The sequence below is a fragment of the Desulfosporosinus sp. Sb-LF genome, from assembly GCF_004766055.1.
In the GTDB taxonomy this organism is placed as follows: domain Bacteria; phylum Bacillota; class Desulfitobacteriia; order Desulfitobacteriales; family Desulfitobacteriaceae; genus Desulfosporosinus.
This window is the reverse complement of record NZ_SPQR01000005.1, coordinates 217491-244380: the sequence shown is the minus strand read 5'-3', so window position 1 is coordinate 244380 and position 26890 is coordinate 217491. Positions and strand designations below refer to the sequence as shown.

Genomic DNA, 26890 nt, shown 5'->3' with positions numbered 1-26890 from the left:
CAGAATATAGCCTTATTATAGTGGATTTATTACCCACTAAATAGGCCATACAACAGGAGTTGAAAATATAAAGATTATAAACACGCCATAAAATAGAAAGCCTTTGTTTCCAAACTTGGAGGCAAAGGCTTTCATGAATTCAGAGAGTGATTCTAGTTGAAGTTAGTTTTTGGGATTAACGTTTAGGTCGGCATGTAATACTTTTTTCGGTACGGGATGATAAGGAACACTTGTTACTAGGATCCTTTTGCGGAAAAGTAACATCAACTTCATCAATTGCCCAGTCTGATTATGCAGGATATTATGCCATAATTTTTCAGGAACATATTCCGGAATCACTACGGTAATTGTGTCGAAATGCCCATTCTTCTCAACTTTATCAATGTATTTCAATAAATCTTGGACAGTAGCTCGATAAGGAGACTCTACAATTTCTAAAGAAATTTCTATTTGATGTTCAGTCCAATGCTTGAGCAACTTCTTTGTTCGACTTTGGTCTGAGGCGATATGAACCGCCGTGACTTGAGGGGTTAATGCATATGCATATTTTAAGGTCTTTAAAACAATTAGATTTAAATCGTAAACTGGAACAATAATCTTATTTTTATAATCTGCCAGCTCAGCTTCTGATCTCCGACGTTTTACCTTCTTTACATGCCTGTGAAAGTCTTCTAAGGCTTCCTGGGTAACTTCTAAATTCTGGATCTCCCCCTGATAAACATAACGGATACAACGGAACATCAAAACGAGGAGCGGCATGATCAGCAGAATAATCCAAGCTCCTTGCTTAAACTTGGTGGTAATGAAGACGAGTAAAACTAGGAACGAAACGATCCCTCCAAAACTAAATATGACAAAATCGGACTGCCAATTTACTCCTCTTTCCTTCCAAGTATGCTTAGCAAGCCCCGCGCCAGTTAAGGTAAACGAAATAAACACGCCAATTGCGTAAAGAGGAAGCATCGTATGAGTATCTCCGTGAAACACAATAATGAGTAGACTGGAAACGATAAACAACGTCCAAATTCCGACGCTATAAACCAAACGATCCCCTAAGTTCTTAAAATATCTCGGTGTGTATCCATCTCGTGCCATTAAGCTTAATAAGATGGGTAACCCAGCATATGGGGTACTTGAGGCAATGACCAGGATAGCTGCGGCGGTCCCCATTAGGACGAAATATGGAATACTTTTCCCAAATATTATTAACCCTAACTGATTAAGGATGGTATTTCCTTCTGCTGGAACTAGGTGATAAGCGCCCGCTAAATATGTCAATCCTATCAACCCAAGAGAAACAATAATGGCTAAAATTAACAAGGTTTTAATAGCCTTCTTTTGGGCAGGATTCTTGAACGCGGTAACCCCATTGCTCACTGCTTCAAACCCTGTCAAAGCCGTTGTTCCCCCTGCGAACGCCCGAGCTAAGATAAACCAGGTCATTCCACCGACAGAGGATGATGCAAGTTTCCCTGTTGCTACCGCCGTTGGTGTTACACCGTGGACCATAATCTCCACTAAGCCAGTTCCGATTAAAAGTGCTAAGGTCGCAATATAAAGATACACCGGGATGGAGAATAAGCGTGCCGATTCCTTTAATCCTCGTAAATTAATCCATGCCATGAACATGATGACCAAACAGTCTGCTATAACTTTGTGTTCGGTAGGGGCTAACCATGGGATAATTCCCGTTAAGTTTTCGATTGCAGAGCTTACACTGACAGCTACTGTCAGAATATAGTCAAGCGTCAAGCTCGCACCGGCGATTAGGCCAAAATTTTCACCGAGATAAGCTTTAGCGATGGTGTAAGATCCCCCGCCCTCGGGGTATTTCTGGATCGCTTTGCGGTAAACAAGGAAAATACTGATCACCAGCACCACGATAACCAACGAAATCTTTAAAATATATGCATATCCCAACGTTCCAGCCAGAAGCAGGACATATAGGATCTCGTCAGGAGCATATCCCTCAGACGAAATAATGTCTGAACCGAAAACTGGAACCCCTCCACCAACGCCAACTTTTGCCTCCTCGGCATTTTGTGACGATAGTGGATGACCAAAAATGAGAGTGCGAAGTTTTAGGGAGAAAAGTTTCTTAAAATTGGACATCAGGAGCTAACCTTCCTTCTCTCAACAAGATTTATAGACTAAATGTTTACTAAAAAGTTTCTTAACCGGTAGTCATTCCATCCTCCTGTATCTTCTTAAACTTAAGAAAATTTATTATCTACAAAAACTGACTTTTGGAGATGCACTTGATTAACCCTCGAAGATCTGTAACTCTAATGCAGATTCATTATAGATCGAACCCCTATAAAAACGGTGTAAAGATTGCAGTAAGCAGTATAAAGAAAAGATAAAGATTAATCAAAGCTCATTCTTACAAAACTACTCACTACCTGCTGTATTTGAGCAACAGAAATAGGAGTACGGAGTACCCCTGGGAATGGAACACAAACAATATCAAAAATGAAACAGGCAAAACTCGCTAATGAACAATAGATCCATGTAGTTCACTAAAACGACTTCGCTAAAGACCCATGTTGGAAAAGTTGTATTAACAAGTAATATGTAGATAATAGTATTTATAGAAATATGCTAAGAAGCTGAAAAGGGGAATCCTTATGAAATGCATACTTATCTATATAGTCTTACTTGTTTTAGTGCTAGTGTTTAACCATGGGTCACACATGGATGATGATATTGATGATAAGAATAGCGACAATAAGCAAAAGAACGATAAAAGTCGTTTTTTTTTTGCTTCGCTATAGACTGTCCAAAGCTGTAATTTCTCAGTACCTCACATAAGTAGAATCTATGCCCTACTTAATTAGAATGAATTTGCTAAATCCCAATATTTGTATTAAAGTATAGGCAAAGGTCACAGTTGGTTGTAAATCAGGGTTATTCAAAAGACAACCGCTAGTATTAATGAGTTTTAGCAAAGGTGGCTTAAAAATGAAATTAATTATCCTTCTATTATTGATCGGCATTGTGCCTTCTATATCAAGAGCGTGGCTCTCCAGAGATGAGGCCAAAATCAATTCACTCTAATATAACCGATAATTAACCGCATTAGCGGTTAATATACTTCACGCTTCTCATTCCTTTACTCCCTCCTAGCGAGGGGGTTTTTTTAGTAATTAAATAAGCCGCTACTAGCGATCTTTGCTATTTGCGGAGTATTGTCGTTATTTCGGGCGTTTACAAAGAAATAGCGAAAACGTTATGGCTAAAGACGTACTTGAACAAATAGAATTAATGAAGAAAATATATTCGAGATCAAGTTTGAGCTGGCGACGTGTAAGTGTTTTTGTGGAAGATGTAAAGGAGAGCTGTTGACAAAGCCGTCCCATAAGATATGGACGGCTTTACCTAGCTTAAGAATTTTAAAATGCCATTAACAAGACGGATAATCAGTGCCACAATAAGAGTGACTATGGTTATTCTCCATAGCTGTTGTTCCTCTGTGACAATGCACATGAGAACCATCTGCCAGATAAATTGCAGGGCCAGTGATATTGGAATAGTAATGCACATGCCCACTATTCCACGAAGTGGTCCCCTTGTAACAGTGGACATGAGAGACACCGTATGCTGCTCCCAAACTAGTCTGCCCTGCAATAGTGTGAGAGTGTTGATCATTGACTGATGTCACAAAAGAAAAACTGTGCACATGGGTAAGACCTGTTCTCAAAACCCGTTCACCTCCTGATATTCATAGTCAGAACTTCCATAAAATCTTTATACAATATATGGTAATTAATACAATCAGTGTGCTAGCCTCGTAACAAATCAAGCGCGCCTAGACAAAATGAGTAAAGTAAAATTTTATCCATATTGCAACAGTTACTAAAGTTCATACCTTGACAGGCATTAGCAAGCTAAAAAGCGGTACAGTTAACGCTATGATCCTTGGGGACTCAATTGCTGTTAGTCAAGGTGCTTCAGATTCCTTTAAAACTGGATGGAATTCTGTTCTTGAAACATCTTTATTTAACACATATTCAAACAAAATAGTGTGGGACAACAAAGCTTCATCAGGAAATCTTATAGATTATTGCTTAAAGAGAGCAACAGAGATAGTAGGTACTACGGACGCTGTATTCATTTGCGTAGGAAGAATAGATAGAAATTTCGGCATGCCAGATCGGTGAAATATACACAGTTAATCCATGACATTAAAAGTAAAGCTCCTAACACAGATATATTTTGCATTGTTGAACCTCCTAAGGTTTCTTTAGACGAATCTTTATTTTTGGGTATCAGAACAGCAATTATTAATGTATCTGCTAAGAATGGGTCAAACTTATTAGATTTGTGGAGTGCATTTCCCCAAGATCAAGTTACCTTGCGTGCATTGTTGATGATGGACTTCATCCAAATAACACGGATAATAAGCTAATGTCAGATTACATGTATAATCGATTAGTTACGGTGATAAACACAGTCAAGTGAGAGTAACGCTGTAATACGAATAGTAACTGAAGTTTGGCACCCTTCTAAACCCATGTTTCTCTGATTTCCGGGTAGCCTAATGCCATTATTTCCTTTTGATTATTACCGATTAACTGGCCTTTCCAAGGGTTTTTAGCTGATTTTCAGGAAAAGAATTTTCAAATAGCTCTTTTAAATACTCATGCCTTCCACATTACTGCTTGACTAAACGGCAAAAATGAAGTAAGATTACTCTCGTCCATGAAATGCCGATGTGGCTCAGAGGTAGAGCAGCTCACTCGTAATGAGCAGGTCGTCGGTTCGATTCCGACCATCGGCTCCATAGGAAACTTAGACCCCGCAAGCGATTGTGGGGTTTTTGCTTTGTTCTTAAATGGTACCCATATTGTGAAACGTCACTGGATTGCTTTTGGATATAATGGGTAATCCTGGGTTCCTTAAAAAGCTAAGCCCGTAAGGGCTTATTTAAGGCGCTTGGCAGCAGCTACAGGACATTTCTGTAGCTGCTGCCAGTATTTTGATCCTAAAGGACAAATATGATTGCGATGAGCAAAGCTATTATAACAGCTAATTCTAAAGCGACAATAGGCCCCAAAGGAAAGCGGTTACGATGGCGATGGCTTTCTAGGTCTCCCATGATTCTTCCTCCTTTTCAAATAAACATATAATTTATCTGTTACTTGGTACATAATATGCCACTTGTCCGGGTTGCGTGAATGCTTGTATATTTACAGATTCCCATTATAAGGTTTAACAAAATCTCCATATAAGGATCACAAAATAGTAACAAATTTTTTATAAGATAAGACCAATTGATGATTACTCGCTAGTTCAGCGGTTTACATATCACTCAGTCCTTTCTCTGATTCTCCTTCTTCACGTCCCCTCCTAGTGAGGGGATTTTTTATCGTTGAGTATACTAATCTTAAGAAGTTAATGGAGGGTTTGTGAATGTCTGAACTCGAAAAACTAATAGAGAAAATCGAAGAATTGCGTTCTAAGCTAATCAAGATTAAAGAGGGTAAAGCATACTCGGATCCAGAAGTTGTGGCAGCAAGCCAAGAGCTGGATTCTGTTTTAGACAAGTACCAAGAAAAGCTACTGAATAAAGAAGATAAGGTAGGTCGTTAACAGAAGTCCTGATGATACAGGCGCTTTTTTTTATTCCTATTTCTGGAGGTATTATAGGATTTGTAGAGAAAAACTTTAATAGGTTATCTTGAGGGGAATCTAAAAAGGGATAATTCATTAATCAACTAGGACCAAGTTGGGGGATGAACAGCTTAGCTCTCTAACACATAGGATAAAGAACTGGATAGAAGTCTAAAGCTAACAAGGAATGGCACATTGATGAACTGTGTCCACCCAAATAGTGTGTCAATGTTCCCATGATACATGGGAATACACTAAAAGTTTGGCCGAAAAACTTGGAGAAGGTTCAAAATTTAGGAAAGGAAAAGGTTAGGTTTGTCCAAGTTTTCTTAACCAGGAGTAAAATGAGTAAATGTAGTTTTTATGACAATTCCAAAGTCGTTTGCGGTAACCCCAAAAATCCAGCGGGAATTGGTACAAAGAGCGGCGTTGACTCTATTCGGTGCAATGAACTTTCTGAGAATTGTATGTTGAATGGCGGCGACCCAAAAGGGAAATGCGGTTATTATGACAATTCTAAAGCTAGTTGTAACAACCCCGAAAATCCTGGGGGGGTCGGGACAAAGAGTGGTGTTGATTCCAGTCGATGTAGTGCCCATTCCGAGAATTGCATGCTAAACGGTGGAGTACCTAAGGGAAAATGCGGTTATTATGACTATGCTAAAATCATTTGTAACAACCCCAAAAATTATGTCGGCATTGGAACAAAAAGCGGTGTTGAGCCAAGTCGCTGTAATGGCTATTCAGAGAAATGTGTCATAAACGGTGGGGTTCTTAAAGGAAAATGCGTGTATTTCGATCGCACTAGAGTTGTCTGTAATAACCCTAATAATCCTGCGGGGATTGATACTAAAAAAGGGGTTGACATCAGCCGCTGCAATGGCTATTCTCAGAATTGCTACATTCATAAAATAAAGAAACTAGAAGACTTAGAGGCGTGCCCATATTGCAGAAATTCTCTTGATGTCATGGCAAAAAAACAAGCGCGCTGCCTAAACTGTGGAAAATACTTATAAACTTAAACAGAATGTCTAATACAAAAAGAACGTGAAAGTGGTTCAAACCATTTTCACGTTCTTTTGTCACTTTGTCCGATCACTTTGAATAACATAGAAGAAGGAGGGGTTGAGGTGAAGGTATGCCTAGATCCTGGTCATGGTGGATATGACTCAGGAGCCGTCGGTTACGGATTGCAAGAAAAGGACATAACACTGGATATTTGTCTAAAACTAAAACCGTTACTTGAGTACAATGGTATAAGCACCAACCTCACACGCGATGGAGACTATGCACCTGGCCATTTGGAAGGAAATCTTAATGGTGAACTCCTGGCCCGTGTGGATATTGCCGAGAAGAACCAGGTAGACTTGTTTGTGGCGGTTCATGTAAATTCGGGTGGGGGGACAGGGGAAGAGATCTTAGTCATGGGTTTAGGCGGACGTGCGGAAACAGCAGCAAACAAGGTTTTGACTTACCTAGTTCAAACCGGGGCATGGTTGAATCGCGGAGTAAAAGTACAGAATGTTTTGGTGCTTAAGGAAACAAGCATGCCCGCAATTTTAACCGAAAATGGGTTTATTGATAATATGGATGATGCAGTGAAGTTAAAGGATCCGAGTTTTCGACTTGCACTGGCGGTTGCGCATGCTAGAGGAATCTGTGATTATTTTGGAGTACAATATAGGGTAGGAGGAAACGATGTGTTAGAAGTTGCCGTGCTATTATTTAGCAAAGAAGACTATTGGTGCGGGGCGGATGTCGCTGCTAAGAATGGTAACTGTGCTATATTTGTACGACCTTTGGATCAATCAGTGCCGAAGGAAGCTATGACTGCCAAAATGTTAATCGTTATTGGTGGACCAACGACAAAGCATCCTAGCGAAATTTTACTCTCCGGGACGAACAAATACGATACTGCAGCAGCGGTTGCTAAATATCTAGTCTAATGGAGAATCTTTGTGTATACTGTATAACAGTAGAAAGATCTAGACACTTTTAATCAAGGAAGCTATAATAAAAATACTTGCAGCGATCGAAGAGCAAAGAGGCTCTAAAAGGCGTTTTCATAAACGCCTTTTAGAGCCTCTTTTTTTTAAAGGAGGGAAAATGATGACGAGTTTAAACACTGGAGACATTTCATTCGTATTCATATGTACCATCTTAGTTTTTTTGATGACTCCTGGATTGGCATTATTCTACGGAGGAATGGTGAGAAAACGTAACGTTCTTTCCATCATGATGCAAAGTTATGCTGCCTTAGGATTAGTCACAGTAATTTGGGTCTTATTCGGATACTCTTTAGCCTTCGGACCAGATCACGGTCATCTAATAGGCAGCCTTGATTGGGCGGGTCTTAGAGGGGTTGGTCTTTTGCCTAACCCGGATTATGCACCGACAATTCCACATTTGTTGTTCTTTTTGTTTCAACTGATGTTCGCAATTATTACACCAGCAGTTATAAGCGGATCAACGGCTGAAAGACTACGGTTCCCAGCATTTATATTGTTTGTGTTCTTATGGAGTACATTCGTATACATACCACTAGCACATTGGGTTTGGGGAGTGGGCGGTTGGCTGCGTAATCTTGGTGTCTTGGACTTCGCAGGTGGTACGGTTGTGGAAATGGCTTCTGGAGTATCAGGGTTGGTAGCCGCGTTAATTATAGGAAAAAGATTAAAAGTAGGATATGAGTGGAATATTCCTCATCATATGCCGAACGTCCTTTTCGGTGGAGGGTTATTGTGGTTTGGTTGGTTCGGCTTTAACGCAGGAGGTGCCATGGGAGCCAATGGGGTGGCAGTGCTGGCCCTGGCTACAACCCAAATAGCGGGGGCAGCAGGCATGATCGGGTGGGCTCTTGTCGAATGGCTTCACCGGCGCCAGGTCACCGTTTTTGGAGCGGTCAGTGGAATTATTGCGGCACTCGTAGCAATCACGCCTGCAGCAGGGTACGTTTCAACGGGTAGTTCGCTATTCATTGGATTTATCGCGGGTGGAATATGTTATCTAGCTGTGAGTTTCTTGAAAGTTAAGCTGGGTTATGATGATGCTTTGGACGTTTTCGGAATCCACGGTATTGGAGGTACTTGGGGCACCATTGCAACGGGTATTTTTGCTGATCTGAGTGTTAATCCTCAGGGTAAAAATGGTTTAATGAATGGTGGAGGAATTGAACCAGTCTTAATCCAACTCCTAGCAGTGGCTGTTACCTATTTATTTACTGGGATTATGACGTTGCTAGTATTAAAGGGCATAGCAATATTTACTCCTCTTCGGGCAACCGATGATGAGCAAGTCAACGGATTAGATTTAACACAGCATCGAGAAAATGCTTATCCCGATTTTGAATTTAGTGAGGGAGTTTCCATTTAAATCGCATCGTCGCCGTGTTCGCCTGTTCGAATACGGATCGTATCCGCTACATCAAAGACAAAAATTTTACCATCCCCAAATTCCCCCGTTTTAGAGGTATTAACAATCGTGGCGATGACTTCATCGGCTTTTTTAGTAGGAATGACAACCTCGAGTTTTATCTTGGGCAAAAGTTTCGATACGATTTCTTGACCACGGTAAATTTGAGTGTGACCTTTCTGTTTTCCGAAACCCATAACATTAGAGATCGTCATCCCGTTTACTCCAATATTCGACAGAGCGTCCTTTACATCATTCAGTTTCTCTGGCCTAATAATAGCTTCAATTTTTTTCATGGTTACCACCTTTAAGTTTATTACTTGAGTGTTAATTGCTAACAAGTTACAATTAACAAATGAAAAAACATTTAGTGAAATTGACACCTTTTCATCCTCTTAGAATAATAGGCGCGTCTTGAATTAAGTATAATTATAGTCATTATACCAGAAAGTTTCCTTCTATAGAATCCTTTCAAACGAAAAGCCGGGCTTATGCCCGGCTTTGAGGTGTTTTCTTCTTGAAGGGGGAATTTTTCCCTCTGTCTGGTTTTCCTGTCTGTGCTTTATCGGTCGTTCTATTTGACATTTAAAATACCTCCTTTGAAGCCTTAAACTAGGTTTCCCTATGCCGAGATATTAATGCACTAAGAAAAGGGATTGTCGTTGTTTAGTCTATCCTTTGTATGTTGTTTCCTTATCTCGACCATAGTCCGTTCGTCCGTCTTGGTCAGCCTGATGATTACATGGCATTACTTCACGTTTAGGAAATGGTCGTTTACTCGGTTCGCGTGGCTCCAATGGTATCCCTCCCTTTAAATGTTGCAACACATTTAGAATACCCTTAAATGTAAAAGGTTATGATTTCTTCGTTTAAAAAGAAAGAAACCCCCGCGTCCGGAGGTTTAATTTTTGCGCTAATGTCTATAATTTCTTTTAGATAACTTGTACAATACAAATTTAGCACGAAATGAGAAGAGATTCAATGCCCACTTTTTGGGATATAATGAATCTTCAATTTCCACAAATTTTCAGTTGAAGGTTCACGTAAGTGAACAATATTAGTGGGAATAGTGTGAAAACATTGGTGATAAAAGAGTGAAACTTAAATTAAATAAGGTCAAGCAATGATTTAAGCATTAATAACTTGGTTAGTAGTTTATCTGTATTAATATACGCAAATTTGTATTGACATGATATAATACAAATGTTAGACTCAGCGTATGAATTGAATAAGGTATACTCTTATCCGGAGTGGTGGAGGGACTAGCCCAATGAAACCCGGCAACCCGCTTTGTATGTTGTAATATTTATGGCTTGCGCAAAGCATGGTGCTAATTCTTGCAGAAGAGGATTCTTCTGGCAGATGAGAGGAGTGTCGATGATGTAATTTAAGACCTCTTCTATCTTGGAAGGGGTCTTTTTCTATTATCAAACTCAATATCAATCGACAAACAACAATTTCGGTGGGTCCCTTCTCGCTGTCCTTGGCTACAGGGACACTTGGCCTTCTCACGGCTAACGCATAAAGGTAACAAATCTGGAGGTGGAGATAACATGGGTGTTGAAAAGACGTACTCGGAGATCAATGCCAAGATTAAAGCAGGTCATGCCGTTGTTGTGACGGCAGAAGAACTGATCGCTCTGGTAGAGGAAAAAGGTCTCTCCAAAGCAGCTCAAGAAGTAGATGTGGTAACGACTGGAACCTTTGCACCAATGTGTTCGTCGGGTGCCTTTCTAAGTTTTGGACATACGACGCCCCGTATGAAGATGCAGAAAGTTTGGCTGAATGGAGTCTCAGCTTATGCGGGTATAGCAGCTGTTGATGCATATATTGGTGCGGCTGAAATACAGGAAGATGACCCGTTAAACAGTAACTATCCTGGCGAATTTCGCTATGGCGGGGGGCATGTTATCCAAGATCTCGTCGCCCGTAAACCCGTCAAACTAAAAGCAGTGGCTTATGGAACAGACTGTTACCCGCGCCGAAATCTAGAAACCACTATTTCATTGGATGATATTAATGAAGCGATTCTTTTTAATCCCCGGAACGCCTATCAGAATTACAACTGTGCGGTGAACCTGACTGATCGGGTAATTTATACTTATATGGGCATGCTTAAACCTCATATGGAAAATGCCAACTTTTCAACATCGGGTGAGCTGAGCCCACTTTTGAAGGATCCTCATTTCAAGACAATTGGAGTGGGCACGAAGATTTTCCTCGGGGGCGGAGTCGGGTATGTCGCTTGGAACGGCACACAACATTTTCCGTCGATGATCGATGTCGATGGCAAGGAACTTGGCAGTTCAGGAGGAACCCTCGCTGTCACGGGGGATTTGAAGCAGATGAGCCCAAGGTGGCTGGTAGGTACTAGTTATCTGGGATATGGCGCAACACTCAGTGTTGGGATTGGAGTTCCCATTCCTATTCTCAATGAAGAAATCGCCAGGTATGCAGCTAAGAGAGATGACGAATTATTCGCCCCTGTTGTCGATTATGGCGCAGCGTATCCTTCGTTTACACCAGGCAACCTAGGGTATGTCAGTTACGCAGAACTCAAAAGTGGCAAGATTCGGGTGAATGGCAAGGAGATCACCACGGCGCCCTTGTCAAGTATGCCCCGAGCCCGGGAGATCGCCTCAACGTTAAAGGACTGGATTCAAAAAGGTGAATTTTTATTGACCGAACCCGTTAAAACCCTCCCCTCACCCTCTGATGGCATCGTAGCCCACAGTATAAAGGAGGCCTGATTCAATGTCGCCGAAGAGAATTGTTTTGCGTTTTGGGACAGATATCTCGGTGAAACCGATTGTATATCGTTTGGTTAAAGACTACGATTTGGTGGTTAATATTGTGAAAGCAGACGTTAACCCTCAAAAAGAAGGAACGATGATTTTGGAGGTCACTGGAGATCAAAGTGAAGAAGGACTAAACTATTTGCGTAATCTGGGGGTCTCCGTACAGGATCTCAAACAAGAAATTGTGCGAAATGAAGAAAAGTGTGTCATGTGCGGTGCATGCACTGGGCTTTGCCCGACCGGAGCCTTATATATGGAACGCCCATCTATGGAAGTCCGCTTTGATGGAGACCAATGCATTGTTTGTCGCCTTTGTACGAAAGTTTGCCCGATGCGGGCCATGGAGGTTCATTTGTAATTGGATTTTACGGAACGTATTTACCGGCAACAGCATCGCCAGGCGGATCTGGTGCATTTTCAACTGGCAGTGCAAGAAACTGACCTGGACATCGGGGTTCGCAAAGACCGGTTTTCAGCTCAACTTGTGAAGTGGGTAGAAGAGACGATTCAGGCCTGCCGAAGGCCTCTTGAAGACTATGTTCAGAGGGATCCCGGTTTCCTGAACGCTCTAATCCCATACTCTGTTTTGCCAGATGCTCCTTTAATGGTTCAAACTATGGCGGAAGCCGGGCGACTTGCAGGTGTGGGACCGATGGCTGCGGTTGCAGGGGCCGTGGCAGAGTGGGTCGGGAAAGCGATTGCCAAACGCTCCAAGGACGTGATTGTGGAAAACGGTGGGGATATCTTCTTGCGTACGAGTTGTATTCGTAAAGTCGGGATTTTTGCAGGAAATTCGCCCCTGTCTAATCGGGTGGCTCTTGAGATCCGGCCGGATCAAACCCCGCTGGGAATTTGTACTTCGTCTGGAAAAGTGGGTCATTCGTTGAGCTTTGGCTTAGCCGACGCTGTTGTTGTACTGTCCCCCTCGGTCGCTTTGGCAGATGCGGTAGCAACGGCATGTGGGAACCTTGTTCAGACAATGGATGATTTAGAACGAGCCCTTGAATTTGCCTCGGAAATCAAGGGGATAACGGGTGTATTGATCATTAACGACGATCGGTTGGCTGTTCGAGGAAATGTAAAATTAACTCCAATGACTTCATAAGCATAATGATAAATTGTTGCATTTATCCGAAAGCAAAACAAGAGCCTTCCACTACTTTCACGCATGAAAGTGGTGGAAGGCTCTTGACGTTTTAAAGCATTAGTAGGTGAAATAGAGTTAACTTGAAAGCCAAAGAACCTTTCAAAGCCTTAGGAATATAATGGAATATATTCAACGGGAGAAGCTGGATTAATAGAGGTGAAGGCTGTGGATGGGCTTGCTTTGGTTTTTCTCTTAGCCGTTGTGGTAGAGAAATTGGTTGACATTTTTAAAGATGTTATTTATTCTATTCCCTTTTTGCCAGATAAGTTTAGGCCTTTGACGTTAGAAGTACTGAGTTTAGCATGTGGTTTACTCTTTGCCTTTCAGGCAAATATTGACGCATTTATGCTATTAAATGTTAAAATCATGAACCCTATGATTGGTGTAGCGATAACAGGGCTTGTGATTGGAAAGGGAGCAAACTTTGCTCATGACTTTTTCCATTCGTTTAGTAAGGACAAAAATCTTTCGAGTTAACACTAAGGCTTTTAACTTGAAGTGTGTAAAAGGGCAATTAGCAAGGAACGACAGATCCGTGGCTTCGAATAGCAAGAAGTCGCGGATTTTGTCGTTTTAGGCAAATGATTCTTCTTATGTCTTTTCAAGCCACTTTGGATCATGACCCAAGGCCAAAGCTAAAGGTAACATCAAGGGGACATGAACAATACAATACCATCTTTTAACCTGGAAGGTACTATCGACGCCCAGCAAGAGGAAAACTTCGCAAGCATCTAACTCGTTACAATGTGCTAAATTCAGATGCTCTTTCAAATGGCACTCCATCGCCAAGAACAAAAGCTGTTAATTAGAAAATAATTAGCAGCTTTTGTTATATGGAATGGAAATTTGTAACAATTGGCGGACAAGAAAAATACAATAAAGTAACCCGGGATTATGGGGGCACTGTCCGTATGCGTGTTTAACGAGAGGTTTTTTTGAAGCACTACAGTTGCAGGCGTTAGACCGCAATAACAATCATTAGCGATGACTGTGTCATACAGAACCTCCATACAGCTGTAGTCAAGGAGTTTAAACCAACTATTGTAAATTTATTACAAATAATTAAGGAGGGGAGTCAATGTCTTGCTCATCAACAAAGAAATTCAAAGTGCGAGTGCAGTCTTTAGGTTATAAATGGAATAAATGGAATAAATGGCATAAATGGCATAAGCGTGATGAAGATCATAAACGTCGTCATAAACATCATAAACATCATAAACATCATAAACGTCATGAATGCCATGAACGTCATGAATGCCATGAACGTCATGAATGCCATGAACGTCATGAATGCCATGAACGTCATGAATGCCATGAATGCCATGAATGCCATGAATGCCACGAATGCCGTGAATGCCGTGAATGCCGTGAATGCCACGAATGCTGTGGATGCCATAAATGCCATAAATGTTGTAAATGTTGTAAATGCTGTAGGGGAGCAACAGGAGCCACAGGAGCAACAGGAGCCACAGGAGCAACAGGAGCAACAGGAGCCACAGGAGCAACAGGAGCAACAGGAGCAACAGGAGCCACAGGAGCAACAGGAGCAACAGGAGCAACAGGAGCAACAGGAGCAACAGGAGCAACAGGAGCAACAGGAGCCACAGGAGCAACAGGAGCCACAGGAGCAACAGGAGCAACAGGAGCAACAGGAGCAACAGGAGCCACAGGAGCAACAGGAGCAACAGGAGCCACAGGAGCAACAGGAGCCACAGGAGCAACAGGAGCCACGGGTGCGAAAGGTGCAACAGGGGCAACAGGGGCAACAGGGGCAACAGGAGCCACAGGCGCAACAGGCGCAACAGGGGCAACAGGGGCAACCGGGGCAACTGGCGCAAAAGGGGCAACAGGAGCAACAGGAGCAACAGGTGCCACAGGAGCAACAGGAGCCACAGGAGCAACAGGAGCAACAGGAGCAACAGGAGCAACAGGAGCAACAGGTGCCACAGGAGCAACAGGAGCCACAGGAGCAACAGGAGCCACAGGAGCAACTGGAGCTACGGGAGCCACAGGAGCGAAAGGTGCCACAGGAGCCACAGGTGCGACAGGAGCCACAGGTGCGACAGGAGCCACAGGAGCAACTGGAGCTACGGGAGCCACAGGAGCGACAGGAGCAACAGGAGCAACTGGAGCTACGGGAGCCACAGGAGCGACAGGAGCAACAGGAGCAATAGGAGCAACAGGAGCAACAGGAGCCACAGGAGCGAAAGGTGCCACAGGAGCAACGGGAGCAACAGGAGCAACAGGAGCAACAGGAGCAACAGGAGCAACAGGAGCGAAAGGTGCCACAGGAGCGACAGGAGCAACCGGAGTCACAGGAGCAACTGGTGCAACAGGAGCAACCGGAGCAACCGGAGCAACAGGAGCCACAGGAGCAACAGGAGCCACAGGAGCAACTGGAGCCACAGGAGCCACAGGAGCGAAAGGTGCCACAGGAGCGACAGGAGCGACAGGAGCCACAGGAGCAACAGGAGCCACAGGAGCAACTGGAGCCACAGGAGCAACCGGAGCAACCGGAGTCACAGGTGCAGCAGGAGTAACCGGAGCTACAGGAGCTACCGGTGCAGCAGGGGTAACCGGAGCCACAGGTGCAACAGGAGCTACAGGAGCTACCGGTGCAGCAGGGGTAACCGGAGCCACAGGTGCAACAGGACCCACGGGAGCAACCGGAGCTACAGGAGCCACAGGACCGACAGGAGCAACCGGGGCCACAGGTGCAGCAGGGGTAACCGGAGCCACAGGTGCAACAGGACCCACGGGAGCAACCGGAGCTACAGGGGCCACAGGACCGACAGGAGCAACCGGGGCCACAGGTGCAGCAGGGGTAACCGGAGCCACAGGTGCAACAGGACCCACGGGAGCAACCGGAGCTACAGGAGCCACAGGACCGACAGGAGCAACCGGGGCCACAGGTGCAGCAGGAGTAACTGGAGCTACAGGTGCAACAGGACCGACAGGAGCAACAGGAGCCACCGGTGCAGCAGGAGTAACCGGAGCGACAGGAGCAACTGGAGCGACAGGAGCCACAGGAGCCACAGGAGCAACAGGAGCTACAGGAGCAGCAGGAGTAACTGGGGCCACAGGAGCAACAGGAGCAACAGGACCAGGCTGCCCGGCTTCCGGAGAATTGGTTTTAAATCCCGGTATGGAGAATTTCACAGGCACTGTTCCAACAGATTGGAATGCCAATGACCCGACTCTAGTAGCACCAGAAACTGCATTGGGCAATGTTCACTCAGGTAGTTCTTCAGTTGCTTTGAACAACGGCGCCGTATTGTGTCAAACGATTGATGGAATTACCCCCGGATGCATCTACGAGTTTACCTTCTTCGCAAAGTCGTCAGGTGGAAGTGTTGGATTTACTGCAACGGTAACGTGGAATACTCCGGGTGGTCCAGTGATCGACGGGACGATCACGGTCAGACCTGGTGATATGCCAAGCGCAAGTGGAGTCTTCAATTATTATAGGATAGTTACAGATGCAGCTCCCACAACCCCCGCGCCCGGCGCAACGTCAGCTACCATTTGTTTCACAGTTAATAGTAATGGTCAGCAAGTTATGATCTTGGATGATGTATCTTTCGTCACCGAGTAAGGCGGGTAAACTGACTAGAAACTACGCCCTTTAATATCAAGAGCCCCTTGGTGCCAGCACCAAGGGGCTCTTTTTTTACTCTTTGGTAGAATAGAAAACTTCCATTCCAGTTTTGGTTTGAATATATAGATAATAATCGTTTTTTAGAGGAGATTGAAAAATGGAAGATAAGGAAATAAAAATTAGTTTATGTATGATTGTCCGTAACGAGGAGAACACGATTGCCCGTTGTTTAGATTCTGTTAAAGGTGTCCCAGATGAAATAGTCATCGTTGATACTGGTTCAACGGATCGTACAAAAGAAATAGTTAGAGAATATACTAATACCATCTTTGATTTTGCTTGGATTGATGATTTCGCAGCCGCTCGTAATTTCGCTTTCAGCAAAGCAATCAATGACTATATTCTTTGGCTGGATGCCGATGATGTTTTAGCGGACTTGGATCGCGAGCGGTTCCTCAAGTTAAAGAAAACTTTAGATCCGCAGATAGACGTTGTGAACATGCCTTATCTTTTAACGTTCGATCAGTCCGGAGCGGTTACCTTTAGTTTAAGGAGAAACCGCTTGGTAAAAAGGAGCAAGAACTTTCATTGGGTTGGGGCGGTGCATGAATATTTAGATGTATATGGACCTGTTTTAAACTCAGATATTTGTGTAACACACATGGGCTCGGACAGTGATCATTCTGATCGTAACCTAAAAATATATGAGAAACGTAAGGCCAGAGGGGAATCATTTTCTCCGAGGGATTTATTTTATTATGCCAACGAACTTTACGACCATGGATTCGATAAACGAGCCATCGGAACTTATCAAAAGTTTCTAAAAACAAAGCAGGGATGGGTCGAGGATATCCTTGCAGCTTGTGGGAAACTCGCAGATTGTTATCAGAGGTTAGGCGACAAGGATAAAGAACTCGAATATATCCTAAAATCCTTTGAATATACCACCCCAAGGGCTGAGTTTTGCTGTCGCCTAGGTTATTACTTTTTGTGTGCTGAGCAATATGATCAGGGTGCTTTTTGGTATAAAACAGCTACTCAATTAGAAAAGCCTGTTGACTGCTGGGGACCTATGATTGAATCTTGTTGGACGTGGTTACCACATTTACAGTTATGCGTTTGTTATGACCGCTTAGGCAAGCATGAGTTAGCATATCAGCATAATGAACTAGCTGGAAATTATATTCCAGACGATCCGAAGATTATTTATAACAGGAACTATTTAAAGGGTGTATTGCATTTAGAGAATACGGAAAAAGATTAGGGAAATCTTTGAACTGGAGCCCCTTGGCAAAATTAAGGGGCTCATCCCGTAAAGTGCCTTTAGAAAGCGCACACATGAGAAGATGAAAACATAATGTATAATAACCCCGGAAAAAAATAAATAGGTGGTAAATTATGAATCTATATTCATGGTACGGACTTTATGCGATTATAAGTGAATACGTTAGCGGCCCATCAAAGTTACCTCTATTATGTCGCTATGAGCATGGGTGGAATCCTTTACCGGAGCCTAATCCATACGATCTTCGGACCGATCAGCCCCTAATGTTAGTTTGGAGTAAAAGACGTCTACAAGAGTGGAATGAAGTAAGTAGTATTCCTGCAGCAATCATGGGTGCGCCTTTTGTACACTATCGTAAATTAAGGCAAATTGAAAAGGATATAGCTGCTAATGGCACAGTAGCCTTTCCTGCACATTCCACTCCACTAATTGACGCAGTATTCGATATAGATGAGTATTGTGAGCAACTGAAAAGTCTTCCGACCGAGTATCATCCGATAACAATATGTTTGCACGTTCATGATTTAGAAAGACAGAAGGATGCAGTATATAAAAAACACGGATTCAATGTTGTAAGTGCCGGGGAAGGCACCGTGCTAGGATTTGAACATGTCCAGAAATTTTACGATATCCTCAGAAGTCACAAATATGCAACCTCTAATCAAGTGGGTTCTTATTCTTTTTACGCTGTAGAAATGGGTATTCCCTTTTTCATCTTTGGGGAGCCAGCCCATTTGGAGAATAGTGGAGAACCGCTTATGCCTCGTAAATATAGTTATCAGGATTACCCAATTGGTATTTATGCCACAGAATTGTTTAGGGGTCTAACGCAAGCCATAAGTGAGGAACAGAAAAAATTTGTTGAAGATGAACTAGGAGTCCATGACTGTCTGTCCGGAGTAGAACTAAGGGAATTAATAATAGAAAGCAATCAGCGGACAATTGAAGCGTATCAGGAATTTTTGAAGACAGGACAGGGTGGGGTTGAAGAAAAGATTTCTATTTGTGAAAAACTGTATGATTATTATCTGGCATTAGGAGAAAAGGACAAAAAGCTTAAATATATCTTTAAATCCTTTGAATATGCTCCTCCAAGAGCTGACTTTTGTTGTCATTTAGGTTTATATTTTTCGGATATTGAGCAATATGAACAGGCAATTTTCTGGTACAAGTTGGCTGTTCAATTAGAAAAGCCTAGTGATAGCAGATTGATGTGGTTACCTCATGTACAGTTGTGTGTTTGTTATGATCGCTTAGGAAACCATGAGTTGGCCTATGAGCATAATGAGATTGCCAGAAATTATTCTCCTAAAAATGAAGCGGTTCTGTACAATAAGAACTATTTGGAGCGGGTATTGGGAATAGAATCTCCCGAATAGAAAGAAATAGAGGCGCATGGAAGGCTGAATCTACCGGCGAGGATGCCTCCCATGCGCTTGTATTGTAAGGTATTAGTGTGCTGGAAGGGGCTAGAATTATGAAATTTTTGGTTGTCGGTTTAGGTTCTATGGGTAAGAGAAGGATACGGTGTTTAAAAGCCCTTGGGTATAACCAGGTCTTCGGCTTTGACACCAGGGAAGACAGACGGGCAGAGGTTGAACAAAACTACAAGCTCGAAACGTTTACGGACTTCTTAATGGCAATTAATGAGGCTCAACCAGATGCTTTAATCATTTCGGTTCCCCCAGATCTACACCACCAGTATATTAAACAAGCAATTACCTTCAGTTTACCGTTTTTTGTGGAAGCAAGCGTTGTGGATACGGACATGGAACTTATAAAGGAAAAATTGGCTAAAAAGGCTTTAGTTGCGGCCCCATCTGCTACCTTACTTTTTCACCCAGCCATAGTCATAATTTCTCAGATTTTAAATTCAGGGGAGCTTGGAAAAATATCCAATGTCGTACTTCACTCTGGCCAATACTTGCCTGATTGGCATAGCTATGAAAAGGTAAACGACTACTACGTGTCCAATCCAATTACGGGTGGAGGACGCGAAATTGTACCATTTGAACTGACTTGGGTAACAAAACTATTTGGGTTTCCTAAAAGGGTGTGCGGTAATTTTAGAAAAACCATTGAAATAGCAGGTGCTGATACTATCGATGATACCTACAACTTTTTGCTAGACTATGAGAACTTTCTGGCATCTATTACGGTTGACGTGGTTTCAAGGCACGCTACTAGAAGGCTTATGATCAATGGAAACAAGAAGCAATTGATTTGGGACTGGGATTTTAATTATATAAAGTTGTATGATCCCGAAACAACAAGCTGGGAAGAAAGAACTTATATAATGGAAGGCGCGGCAATAGGTTATAACCAAAATATTGGAGAAAACATGTACATTGAGGAGATTAGGTGCTTTGTTGAAGCAGTAGAGGGTAAACACCACTTTGTCAACTCCATGGAACATGATCATAAGGTTTTAGAATTGCTTTATGCAATTGAGGAAGCAGATAATAGCTCAGTTTATGTGAGGTTTGAGTGATGAAAACAGGTATCTTTATTACGGCTAGGCTTGGTTCCACAAGACTCAAGAAAAAGCATCTGCTTGAGGTTAACGGCAAGGCAATAATAGTTTATTTGATTAAGAGGCTAACTGCCGAGTTCAAGCGGGAAATAGGGGATGCCCATGTAGAGGTTGTTATTACGACTTCGGATGAAGTGGAAAACCGGGAATTTGAGGCTCTAGAACGGTTTGGAGTAAGGGTCTTTTATGGGTCACCTAATAATATCCCCTTGAGACATCTTCAGGCTGCAAAGGCACTGGGGTTTGACAGCATTATTTCAATTGATGGTGACGATATCCTATGTTCTGTGACTGGGGCGAGGCGTGTTTATGAATCCCTGAACTCTGGCGCAGAGTATGTGAAGACTACAAATTTGCCATTTGGGATGAATAGCACCGGGTATACTACGAACTTCCTGGAGGAATCCTTGGTAAGTTATAGTAAGGATTTTTTGGAAACTGGTTGGGGAAGGATTTTTGATACTGAAAAAATAGTCAATATCGATATGGGTCTTCATCAAAACAATGACCGGCTTCGCTTTACCCTCGACTATGAAATGGATTTTGACTTTTTTAAGGTTCTCATCGAGGCACTAGGTGAGGGTGTTATTGAGATCTCAGATAGAGATGTTGTAGAATTGGTGATTTCGAGGAAAATGTTTAGGTTGAACGAAGCTATAAATATAGAATACTGGCACAACTTTAATAAAAATGTTACAAAGGAGCTAAGCCAAAATGAGTAATAATCGAATTTACCAGGAAAAAGCCCACAGATACATTCCAGCAGGGTCCCATACCTACAGCCGGGCGGACGACAGCTACCCTTTAAATGCTCCCCCTGTTTTAGAAAAAGGCCAAGGCGCCTATGTTTGGGATATTGAGGGCAATAAGTACCTGGACTTTGGCATGGCGTTAAGATCTGTTACGCTTGGTTATAATTTTGAGCGGATTTCCAATGCTGCCATAGAGCAGATACACAAGGGTAACAATTTGACTAGGGCCTCCAAAATTGAGGTTGAAGCCGCCGAGGCTCTGTGTCAGTTGATACCGTGGGTAGAGATGGTCAAATTCGCCAAGAACGGTTCTACAGTAACATCAGCCGGGATAAAATTGGCTAGGGCGTACACCGGCAAGGAGTATGTGGCGAAATGCGCGCAACATCCTTTCTTTTCATATGATGACTGGTTTATCGGGGATACAGTAATGAACTCGGGCGTACCTGATGTTTATAAATCCCGTACCCTGAATTTTAACTATAACGACATAGAATCATTAGAGAAGTTGTTCACTGAATATCCGGGTGAGATTGCTTGCGTAATTTTAGAACCTGCGACCACCGAGGAGCCAAAAGATAGGTTTTTAAATAAGATTAAAGACCTCTGTCAAGAAAACAAGGCAGTTTTCATTATAGACGAGATGATTACGGGTTTTAGATGGCACTTGCAGGGAGCATGCAAATACTATGATGTCGAGCCCGACCTGGTAACCTACGGGAAGGGTATGGCCAATGGATTTTCTGTGGCTGCCCTATGCGGAAAAAGGGAAATTATGGAACTTGGTGGATTACTCCACGATAAGGATCGGGTGTTTTTGATTTCAACGACTCATGGAGCCGAAATGTGTGGTCTAGGTGCTTTATTGGAAACGATCAATGTATATAAAGAACTTGACGTAACAAGAAGACTCTGGAGCTCGGGGAAGCGTCTTTGTGAGGGCATGAACCAAATTGCCACCCAGAACGGTATAGGGGACAAACTTCAATTTATAGGCGTGCCCTGTTCGCCTAACTTTATCACTAAGGATCAACAAGGCCAGGTCTCTTTGGAATTTAGGACCTTATTCATCCAGGAAATGATTAAAAATGGGGTGCTTATGCCTTGGGTTGCCTTGAGTTATGCTCATACTGACGAGTTAATAGATTTGGCTCTAGAAGCTGGCCGAAAAAGTATGGATGTGTACAAAAATGCCTTGACAGACGGTGTGGAAAAATACCTCGACGGGCGTGCTATAAAACCCGTCTTCAGAAAGAAGAATTAGCTATGAAAATTGGACTGTGTCAGTTGGATATAGCCTGGGAAGACAAGGAGCTTAACAAGGCTAAGGTCCTAGAATTTACAAAATTAGCAGTGGATAATCAAGTGCGGCTACTATTGTTTCCCGAGATGACCCTTACTGGTTTTTCTATGAAAACGAGCATAACTGCCGAATTATGTAGGGAGAGCGTAAAATATTTCGAGGGTTTGGCCCATAAGTATGCTCTATACATCGGTTTCGGCTGGGTAGAAAAGTATCTGGATAAGGCGCGAAATCGTTACAGTGTAGTTTCACCAGAGGGAAAGTTGATATTCGATTATGCCAAAATCCACCCTTTTTCGTATAGTGAGGAAGACAAATATTTTTACGGTGGAGAAGAGTTAGCAACCTTTAGGACCGACGAATTTGATATTTCGGGCTTTATTTGCTATGATCTTAGATTTCCAGAAATCTTCCAGGCTGTGTCCGATCATGTTCAATTAATTATTGTACCTGCTAACTGGCCACAGACTCGGAGTGAGCATTGGCGAACTCTTCTTAGGGCAAGAGCGATAGAAAACCAGGTGTTTGTCGCAGGAGTCAACTGTGTCGGGAACAAGGGAGGGCTTTGTTATTCCGGAAATAGCATGGTGGTAGACCCGGAAGGAAATATCGTTATGGAGATGGAAGAGCAGGAAGGGTTACTGATTGCAACTCTAGACAGAGCAAAAGTAGAACAATACAGGATGGATTTCCCTTGCAAGAAAGATCGGAAAACTGTTTTTTACAAACAAGTATTATGAACAGTGAGGTAGGTATGAACAAGAAATTTGATCTTAACGACAAAGTTATAGTCGTAACTGGCGGAACAGGAATCCTGGGTTCTTTATACTGTCGCCGCTTGGTTGAAGCCGGAGCGAAGGTGGCAATAGCTGATTTGGATAAGGAGAAATGTATTGCCTTAGCAAAAGAAATTAGCACAGGCCACGATGAAGCTCTTGCATTTGCGGTAAACTTGGCAGATGAGGCTTCTGTTAAGATTTGGGCAGGGCAAATACTTGAAACTTATGGCAGGGTGGATGTGCTGATTAACAATGCAGCCGCAAAATCGGCCAACTTCTTTGCGCCTTTGGAGAGATTCCCCTTGGAGGATTGGAACCAAGTAATGGCTGTAAATGTTACTGCAATGTTTCTTACTACCCGGGAGTTGGGACCTAGCATGGCGGAAAGAGGGCAAGGAAGCATAATCAATATTAGCTCCATTTATGGTGTAGTTGGGCCAGATCAAAGAATATATGAAGGTTCGTGGTATGAAGACCTTGGCGGTTCGATCAATACCCCTTTGATCTATTCGGTCTCTAAGGGCGCAGTGGTGGCGATGACTAAGTACTTGGCCACTTACTGGGGCCCAAAAGGGGTCCGGGCTAATACCCTTACTCCTGGAGGGATATCCTCAGGGCAGAATGGGTTGTTTCAGGAAAAATACAGCGCTAGGGTTCCTCTGGGCAGGATGGCTCAAGCCGAGGAAATGGTCGGTGCCTTGATTTTTCTGGCATCTGATGCCTCTAGCTATGTTAATGGGCAAAATATTATTGTAGATGGTGGATTGACAGCTTGGTAGAAGGGCTTCCCATTAAGAAAGGGTATTTCTTAATGGGAAGCCCTTAGAACCGCTGAGCGTAGGAATACGATAATCTGGTTATCATGGAACATTGTCTTAATCCTTTACATCATAAAAACGCTTTTTAAGATTTATCTTATTATTTTCTAGGAAATCCTTTATTACCGCAACAATTTTTTCGGAAGTTTTCCCATTGCCATAGGGATTAACTTGCTCAGAAATTTCTTGCAAAAACTGATGCGATCTTGCTTTAGCAATACAATTGAGTATAGAGTGCTTTTCAGGTTCACAAGATATGACTGATTTGGCACAAATCCTGCCTTTCTGCCTGTCCCCGATATTAATCGTGGGTTTTCTAAAGCTTGGGGTTTCAATGATTCCGCTAGAGGAATTGCCAATTACCATTTCACAATAGTTCATCGCGGAAAGGTAACGCAATATACCCAATGATGTAAAGGCAATCGCATTACCTTCTTTTTCACAATAGGCATCTATTTTTTGATTTATTGCCCTGCCATTTGCATCAGCATTAGCTTTTGTAAAAATATAATTTAAACCATTGGTCTCATCAAGTGCTGATAGAAGTACTTCAATTTGCTTTGTGGCAGTATCTTTTTCCAAGGTTGCCGGGTGAAATGTTACAAGAGCATACGGACTATTCAAATCATAGTTGATGCTCTGTGCCAGCTCTTCTTTGGTCATAAGGGACATACTTAGAATATTTTCCACACCAGTTGCACCAACATTGAATACCCGACTCGGTGCCTCCCCCATATTAATAACACGCTGCCGGTATTGCTCAGTGGAAGTAAAATGCAAATAACTCATTTTACTTATTGAATGGCGGAAAAACTCATCCATCGCTCCTTCGGTTGTTTCCCCTCCATGAAGATGAGCAATTGGTATACAAGCAATTGCAGCAGCCGTAGCAGCAGCAAAACTTTCAAAGCGATCCCCTAACAAGACGACCAAATCAGGTCGGGATTTTTTAAAATACTCTGCAAAACCAATTACTCCAATTCCAATGGCCTTGGACATTGAATAATTTGAATCATCATTTTGCAAAACATCAATTTTAGCATCTATTGAGATACCATCTGCTTCAATCTCCTTATACGTAAAACCAAAATCCTCTGACAGATGCATACCCGTTACAACAATTTTTAAAAAAAAACTATTAGTAAGCGATAGTTGATAAATTACTGGCCTTAAAAGACCATACTCAGCTCGTGAACCAGTCACTATACAAATCGATTTTTTCATAACTCTATCAACTCGTCCTCGGAAAAATCACGTGCAGCCGTCGTCCCTAGTACTTCAAACCATTTTACTGGAGAAATACCGTTTCCCGGACGTTTAACTGTTAAATTATCTTCGGTGAAAATTTCTCCTTTTACTATACCTCTCTTGGCAACAATGCTTTTCCGTGCTACTTCTTTATTGGGATTTTCGGATTTGGATACTCGTTTTATACCATCTCCTAAAGCAACTTCGATATTTCTGATCGATGTCACCATAACCTTGAGTTCCTGCGGATCAAGACTTGCCATATGATCCGGTCCCTCCATACTTTTATCAAGAGTAAAATGCTTTTCAATCACTTTAGCTCCTAGTGCTATGGCTGCTAAAGAAACTTCAACTCCCAAGGTATGATCTGAATAGCCAACTGCAAAGCCAAAACGTTCCTTTAAAGTTAACATTGCCTTTAAGTTAGCGTCTTCAAATGGAGTAGGGTATTGCGTATTACAGTGGAGCAAAGTAATCTTTCCTGCACCATAATCCCGGAGTACCTTTATTGCCAACCCCACCTCATCCAGATCACTCATCCCCGTTGACATTATTACTGGCTTGCCAGTGCTTGCGATTTTAATCAGGTACGGTAGGTTAGTTATCTCTCCTGACGGTACCTTATATATTGGCATTCCGAGACTTTCTAAGAAATCTATGCTATCAAAATCAAAGGGAGTGGAGAGAAATAGTATTTCCTTTTCTTCACAATAATTTTTAATATCCTTAAAATCGCTAAAAGATAGTTCCAGTTTTTTAAGCATTTCCTGCTGGCTTTCACCCGTCTTAGTTGCTTGTTTTTGATAGTCTGCCTTTTGTGCAACTTTTGACACAAGACATTCTGCTTTAAAGGTTTGAAATTTTACAGCATCAGCACCTGCGTTTTTTGCGGCATCTATTAATTTCTTCGCTAGCTTAATATCGCCGTTGTGGTTAACTCCAGCCTCAGCGATAATAAAAATCTCGCTCATTTATTTCTCACCACTTTACACGGATTACCATAAGCAATAACCTTACTTGGCACATCATGGATTACAATACTTCCAGCCCCTATGATACTGTTATCTCCAATATTTAAACCTTGGATAACCGTAGCATTTGCGCCTACATGCGTGTAGGCACCGATTTTGACATCACCACATATAACAGCTCCTGGCGCTATATGTGTGAATTCGCTGATATAACAACCATGCTCAATGATAGCACCTGTATTTATGATCGCCATATCGCCAATAGTGCTTTTCGCATTGACAACCGTGTTCTTTCCTATGAAAACACTCTCACCAACTGATACATCGCTTGCAATATTTGAAGAAGTATCGACTATTGCTGGTAGATTAAAGCCTATATCCCTAAGCATATTAAGCAATTTTTCTCTCAAGAAAGTATTTCCTATACTTCCAACCGTAACAAAAGCATACCTAACACCGCTATTGAATACAGACTTTAATACGGCATCATTACCGATAACCTCATAGCTTAATACCTTCTCACCGACAACACAGCCCGAATCTGTAATTCCAACGATTTCGTATTCTCTACTTGATTGGATGCTATCTATAACACTGAGCGCATGTCCACCAGCACCTACAAGAACAATTTTTT

At 42.5% G+C, this 26890-nt stretch carries 24 protein-coding genes, 1 tRNA gene and 1 riboswitch; of the genes, 17 read left to right on the top strand and 8 right to left on the bottom strand.

Annotated elements, in window-relative coordinates:
- Positions 1 to 162 precede the first annotated feature (162 nt).
- Entirely contained in the window at positions 163 to 2112 is a 1950-nt protein-coding gene (locus E4K68_RS09315; protein WP_135378655.1) for an APC family permease, read from the bottom strand.
- Positions 2113 to 3403: 1291 nt separating this feature from the next.
- On the bottom strand, positions 3404 to 3700 hold the full coding sequence (locus E4K68_RS09310; RefSeq protein ID WP_135378654.1) for a YmaF family protein: 297 nt from the start codon (positions 3698 to 3700) through the stop codon (positions 3404 to 3406).
- A 1008-nt stretch (positions 3701 to 4708) separates the two neighbouring features.
- Here E4K68_RS09310 and E4K68_RS09300 point away from each other — a divergent pair.
- The 5 genes from E4K68_RS09300 (at position 4709) to E4K68_RS09275 (ending at position 8985) form a co-directional block, all read left to right on the top strand.
- Positions 4709 to 4783: transfer RNA gene (locus E4K68_RS09300), tRNA-Thr, on the top strand.
- A 629-nt stretch (positions 4784 to 5412) separates the two neighbouring features.
- Positions 5413 to 5592, top strand: a complete 180-nt coding sequence (locus E4K68_RS09295; protein ID WP_135378653.1) for an aspartyl-phosphate phosphatase Spo0E family protein — start codon at positions 5413 to 5415, stop codon at positions 5590 to 5592.
- Positions 5593 to 5957: 365 nt separating this feature from the next.
- On the top strand, positions 5958 to 6629 hold the full coding sequence (locus E4K68_RS09290; RefSeq protein WP_135378652.1) for a hypothetical protein: 672 nt from the start codon (positions 5958 to 5960) through the stop codon (positions 6627 to 6629).
- A gap of 114 nt (positions 6630 to 6743) precedes the next feature.
- The gene (locus E4K68_RS09285; RefSeq protein WP_243450316.1) at positions 6744 to 7559 is read left to right on the top strand and encodes an N-acetylmuramoyl-L-alanine amidase; all 816 of its coding nucleotides are present in this window, start codon (positions 6744 to 6746) and stop codon (positions 7557 to 7559) included.
- Between the two features lie 163 nt (positions 7560 to 7722).
- Positions 7723 to 8985, top strand: a complete 1263-nt coding sequence (locus tag E4K68_RS09275) for an ammonium transporter (protein ID WP_135378766.1) — start codon at positions 7723 to 7725, stop codon at positions 8983 to 8985.
- On the opposite strand, the gene E4K68_RS09270 is transcribed toward E4K68_RS09275, so the two are convergent.
- Both E4K68_RS09270 and E4K68_RS21405 read right to left on the bottom strand, forming a co-directional pair.
- Positions 8982 to 9320: a P-II family nitrogen regulator gene (locus E4K68_RS09270; RefSeq protein WP_135378651.1), complete on the bottom strand. Its 339-nt coding sequence runs from the start codon at positions 9318 to 9320 to the stop codon at positions 8982 to 8984. The two genes, E4K68_RS09275 and E4K68_RS09270, sit on opposite strands and share 4 nt — an antisense overlap.
- Before the next feature lie 375 nt (positions 9321 to 9695).
- Positions 9696 to 9821 carry a hypothetical protein gene (locus tag E4K68_RS21405; RefSeq protein ID WP_282432977.1) on the bottom strand — a complete coding sequence of 42 codons (126 nt, stop codon included), beginning with the start codon at positions 9819 to 9821 and terminating at the stop codon, positions 9696 to 9698.
- A gap of 441 nt (positions 9822 to 10262) precedes the next feature.
- A riboswitch (SAM riboswitch) is annotated at positions 10263 to 10393 on the top strand.
- Positions 10394 to 10577: 184 nt separating this feature from the next.
- On the opposite strand from E4K68_RS21405, the gene E4K68_RS09265 reads away from it, so the two are divergent.
- From E4K68_RS09265 to E4K68_RS09250, 4 genes are all read left to right on the top strand, one after another.
- Positions 10578 to 11774: a homocysteine biosynthesis protein gene (locus tag E4K68_RS09265; RefSeq protein ID WP_135378650.1), complete on the top strand. Its 1197-nt coding sequence runs from the start codon at positions 10578 to 10580 to the stop codon at positions 11772 to 11774.
- Between the two features lie 4 nt (positions 11775 to 11778).
- Positions 11779 to 12180, top strand: coding sequence for an NIL domain-containing protein (locus E4K68_RS09260; RefSeq protein ID WP_135378649.1), 402 nt, complete (start codon positions 11779 to 11781; stop codon positions 12178 to 12180).
- On the top strand, positions 12181 to 12927 hold the full coding sequence (locus E4K68_RS09255; protein ID WP_135378648.1) for a UPF0280 family protein: 747 nt from the start codon (positions 12181 to 12183) through the stop codon (positions 12925 to 12927).
- Between the two features lie 207 nt (positions 12928 to 13134).
- Positions 13135 to 13446, top strand: a complete 312-nt coding sequence (locus E4K68_RS09250; protein ID WP_135378765.1) for a hypothetical protein — start codon at positions 13135 to 13137, stop codon at positions 13444 to 13446.
- A 114-nt stretch (positions 13447 to 13560) separates the two neighbouring features.
- Here the strand turns inward: E4K68_RS09250 and E4K68_RS09245 are convergent, their stop codons facing one another.
- Positions 13561 to 13740: a hypothetical protein gene (locus tag E4K68_RS09245; RefSeq protein ID WP_135378647.1), complete on the bottom strand. Its 180-nt coding sequence runs from the start codon at positions 13738 to 13740 to the stop codon at positions 13561 to 13563.
- Positions 13741 to 14047: 307 nt separating this feature from the next.
- Here E4K68_RS09245 and E4K68_RS09240 point away from each other — a divergent pair, with 307 nt between their 5' ends.
- From E4K68_RS09240 to E4K68_RS09205, 8 genes are all read left to right on the top strand, one after another.
- Positions 14048 to 16564 carry a hypothetical protein gene (locus E4K68_RS09240; RefSeq protein WP_199241732.1) on the top strand — a complete coding sequence of 839 codons (2517 nt, stop codon included), beginning with the start codon at positions 14048 to 14050 and terminating at the stop codon, positions 16562 to 16564.
- A 160-nt stretch (positions 16565 to 16724) separates the two neighbouring features.
- Positions 16725 to 17831 carry a glycosyltransferase family 2 protein gene (locus E4K68_RS09235; protein WP_135378646.1) on the top strand — a complete coding sequence of 369 codons (1107 nt, stop codon included), beginning with the start codon at positions 16725 to 16727 and terminating at the stop codon, positions 17829 to 17831.
- A gap of 134 nt (positions 17832 to 17965) precedes the next feature.
- On the top strand, positions 17966 to 19231 hold the full coding sequence (locus E4K68_RS09230) for a tetratricopeptide repeat protein (protein ID WP_135378645.1): 1266 nt from the start codon (positions 17966 to 17968) through the stop codon (positions 19229 to 19231).
- A gap of 98 nt (positions 19232 to 19329) precedes the next feature.
- Positions 19330 to 20343, top strand: coding sequence for a Gfo/Idh/MocA family oxidoreductase (locus E4K68_RS09225; RefSeq protein WP_135378644.1), 1014 nt, complete (start codon positions 19330 to 19332; stop codon positions 20341 to 20343).
- Positions 20343 to 21107 (top strand): hypothetical protein, encoded by a 765-nt coding sequence (locus E4K68_RS09220; protein WP_135378643.1) that lies wholly within the window; start codon positions 20343 to 20345, stop codon positions 21105 to 21107. The genes E4K68_RS09225 and E4K68_RS09220 overlap by 1 nt, the downstream gene beginning before the upstream one ends.
- The gene (locus E4K68_RS09215; protein WP_135378642.1) at positions 21100 to 22401 is read left to right on the top strand and encodes a glutamate-1-semialdehyde 2,1-aminomutase; all 1302 of its coding nucleotides are present in this window, start codon (positions 21100 to 21102) and stop codon (positions 22399 to 22401) included. The genes E4K68_RS09220 and E4K68_RS09215 overlap by 8 nt, the downstream gene beginning before the upstream one ends.
- Before the next feature lie 2 nt (positions 22402 to 22403).
- Positions 22404 to 23180, top strand: a complete 777-nt coding sequence (locus E4K68_RS09210; RefSeq protein WP_135378641.1) for a carbon-nitrogen family hydrolase — start codon at positions 22404 to 22406, stop codon at positions 23178 to 23180.
- A complete protein-coding gene (locus tag E4K68_RS09205; protein ID WP_199241731.1) occupies positions 23177 to 23998 on the top strand; it encodes an SDR family oxidoreductase in 822 nt (273 codons plus the stop codon). Before E4K68_RS09210 ends, E4K68_RS09205 begins: the two co-directional genes overlap by 4 nt.
- 96 nt (positions 23999 to 24094) lie before the next feature.
- On the opposite strand, the gene neuC is transcribed toward E4K68_RS09205, so the two are convergent.
- From neuC to E4K68_RS09190, 3 genes are read right to left on the bottom strand one after another with little or no spacing between them, the layout of a single operon-like run.
- A complete protein-coding gene (neuC, locus tag E4K68_RS09200; RefSeq protein WP_135378640.1) occupies positions 24095 to 25261 on the bottom strand; it encodes a UDP-N-acetylglucosamine 2-epimerase in 1167 nt (388 codons plus the stop codon).
- Entirely contained in the window at positions 25258 to 26256 is a 999-nt protein-coding gene (gene neuB / locus E4K68_RS09195; RefSeq protein ID WP_135378639.1) for an N-acetylneuraminate synthase, read from the bottom strand. Before neuB ends, neuC begins: the two co-directional genes overlap by 4 nt.
- On the bottom strand, positions 26253 to 26885 hold the full coding sequence (locus E4K68_RS09190; RefSeq protein WP_135378638.1) for an acetyltransferase: 633 nt from the start codon (positions 26883 to 26885) through the stop codon (positions 26253 to 26255). The genes neuB and E4K68_RS09190 overlap by 4 nt, the downstream gene beginning before the upstream one ends.
- Positions 26886 to 26890: the final 5 nt, after the last annotated feature.

Bases quoted from the DNA above. Each gene is read 5' to 3' on its own strand.
- E4K68_RS09315 (WP_135378655.1), bottom strand. From the start codon at position 2,112: ATGTCCAATTTTAAGAAACTTTTCTCCCTAAAACTTCGCACTCTCATT.
- E4K68_RS09295 (WP_135378653.1), top strand. From the start codon at position 5,413: ATGTCTGAACTCGAAAAACTAATAGAGAAAATCGAAGAATTGCGTTCT.
- E4K68_RS09290 (WP_135378652.1), top strand. From the start codon at position 5,958: ATGAGTAAATGTAGTTTTTATGACAATTCCAAAGTCGTTTGCGGTAAC.
- E4K68_RS09275 (WP_135378766.1), top strand. From the start codon at position 7,723: ATGACGAGTTTAAACACTGGAGACATTTCATTCGTATTCATATGTACC.
- E4K68_RS09270 (WP_135378651.1), bottom strand. From the start codon at position 9,320: ATGAAAAAAATTGAAGCTATTATTAGGCCAGAGAAACTGAATGATGTA.
- E4K68_RS09265 (WP_135378650.1), top strand. From the start codon at position 10,578: ATGGGTGTTGAAAAGACGTACTCGGAGATCAATGCCAAGATTAAAGCA.
- E4K68_RS09260 (WP_135378649.1), top strand. From the start codon at position 11,779: ATGTCGCCGAAGAGAATTGTTTTGCGTTTTGGGACAGATATCTCGGTG.
- E4K68_RS09240 (WP_199241732.1), top strand. From the start codon at position 14,048: ATGTCTTGCTCATCAACAAAGAAATTCAAAGTGCGAGTGCAGTCTTTA.
- E4K68_RS09235 (WP_135378646.1), top strand. From the start codon at position 16,725: ATGGAAGATAAGGAAATAAAAATTAGTTTATGTATGATTGTCCGTAAC.
- E4K68_RS09230 (WP_135378645.1), top strand. From the start codon at position 17,966: ATGAATCTATATTCATGGTACGGACTTTATGCGATTATAAGTGAATAC.
- E4K68_RS09225 (WP_135378644.1), top strand. From the start codon at position 19,330: ATGAAATTTTTGGTTGTCGGTTTAGGTTCTATGGGTAAGAGAAGGATA.
- E4K68_RS09220 (WP_135378643.1), top strand. From the start codon at position 20,343: ATGAAAACAGGTATCTTTATTACGGCTAGGCTTGGTTCCACAAGACTC.
- E4K68_RS09215 (WP_135378642.1), top strand. From the start codon at position 21,100: ATGAGTAATAATCGAATTTACCAGGAAAAAGCCCACAGATACATTCCA.
- E4K68_RS09210 (WP_135378641.1), top strand. From the start codon at position 22,404: ATGAAAATTGGACTGTGTCAGTTGGATATAGCCTGGGAAGACAAGGAG.
- E4K68_RS09205 (WP_199241731.1), top strand. From the start codon at position 23,177: ATGAACAGTGAGGTAGGTATGAACAAGAAATTTGATCTTAACGACAAA.
- neuC (WP_135378640.1), bottom strand. From the start codon at position 25,261: ATGAAAAAATCGATTTGTATAGTGACTGGTTCACGAGCTGAGTATGGT.
- neuB (WP_135378639.1), bottom strand. From the start codon at position 26,256: ATGAGCGAGATTTTTATTATCGCTGAGGCTGGAGTTAACCACAACGGC.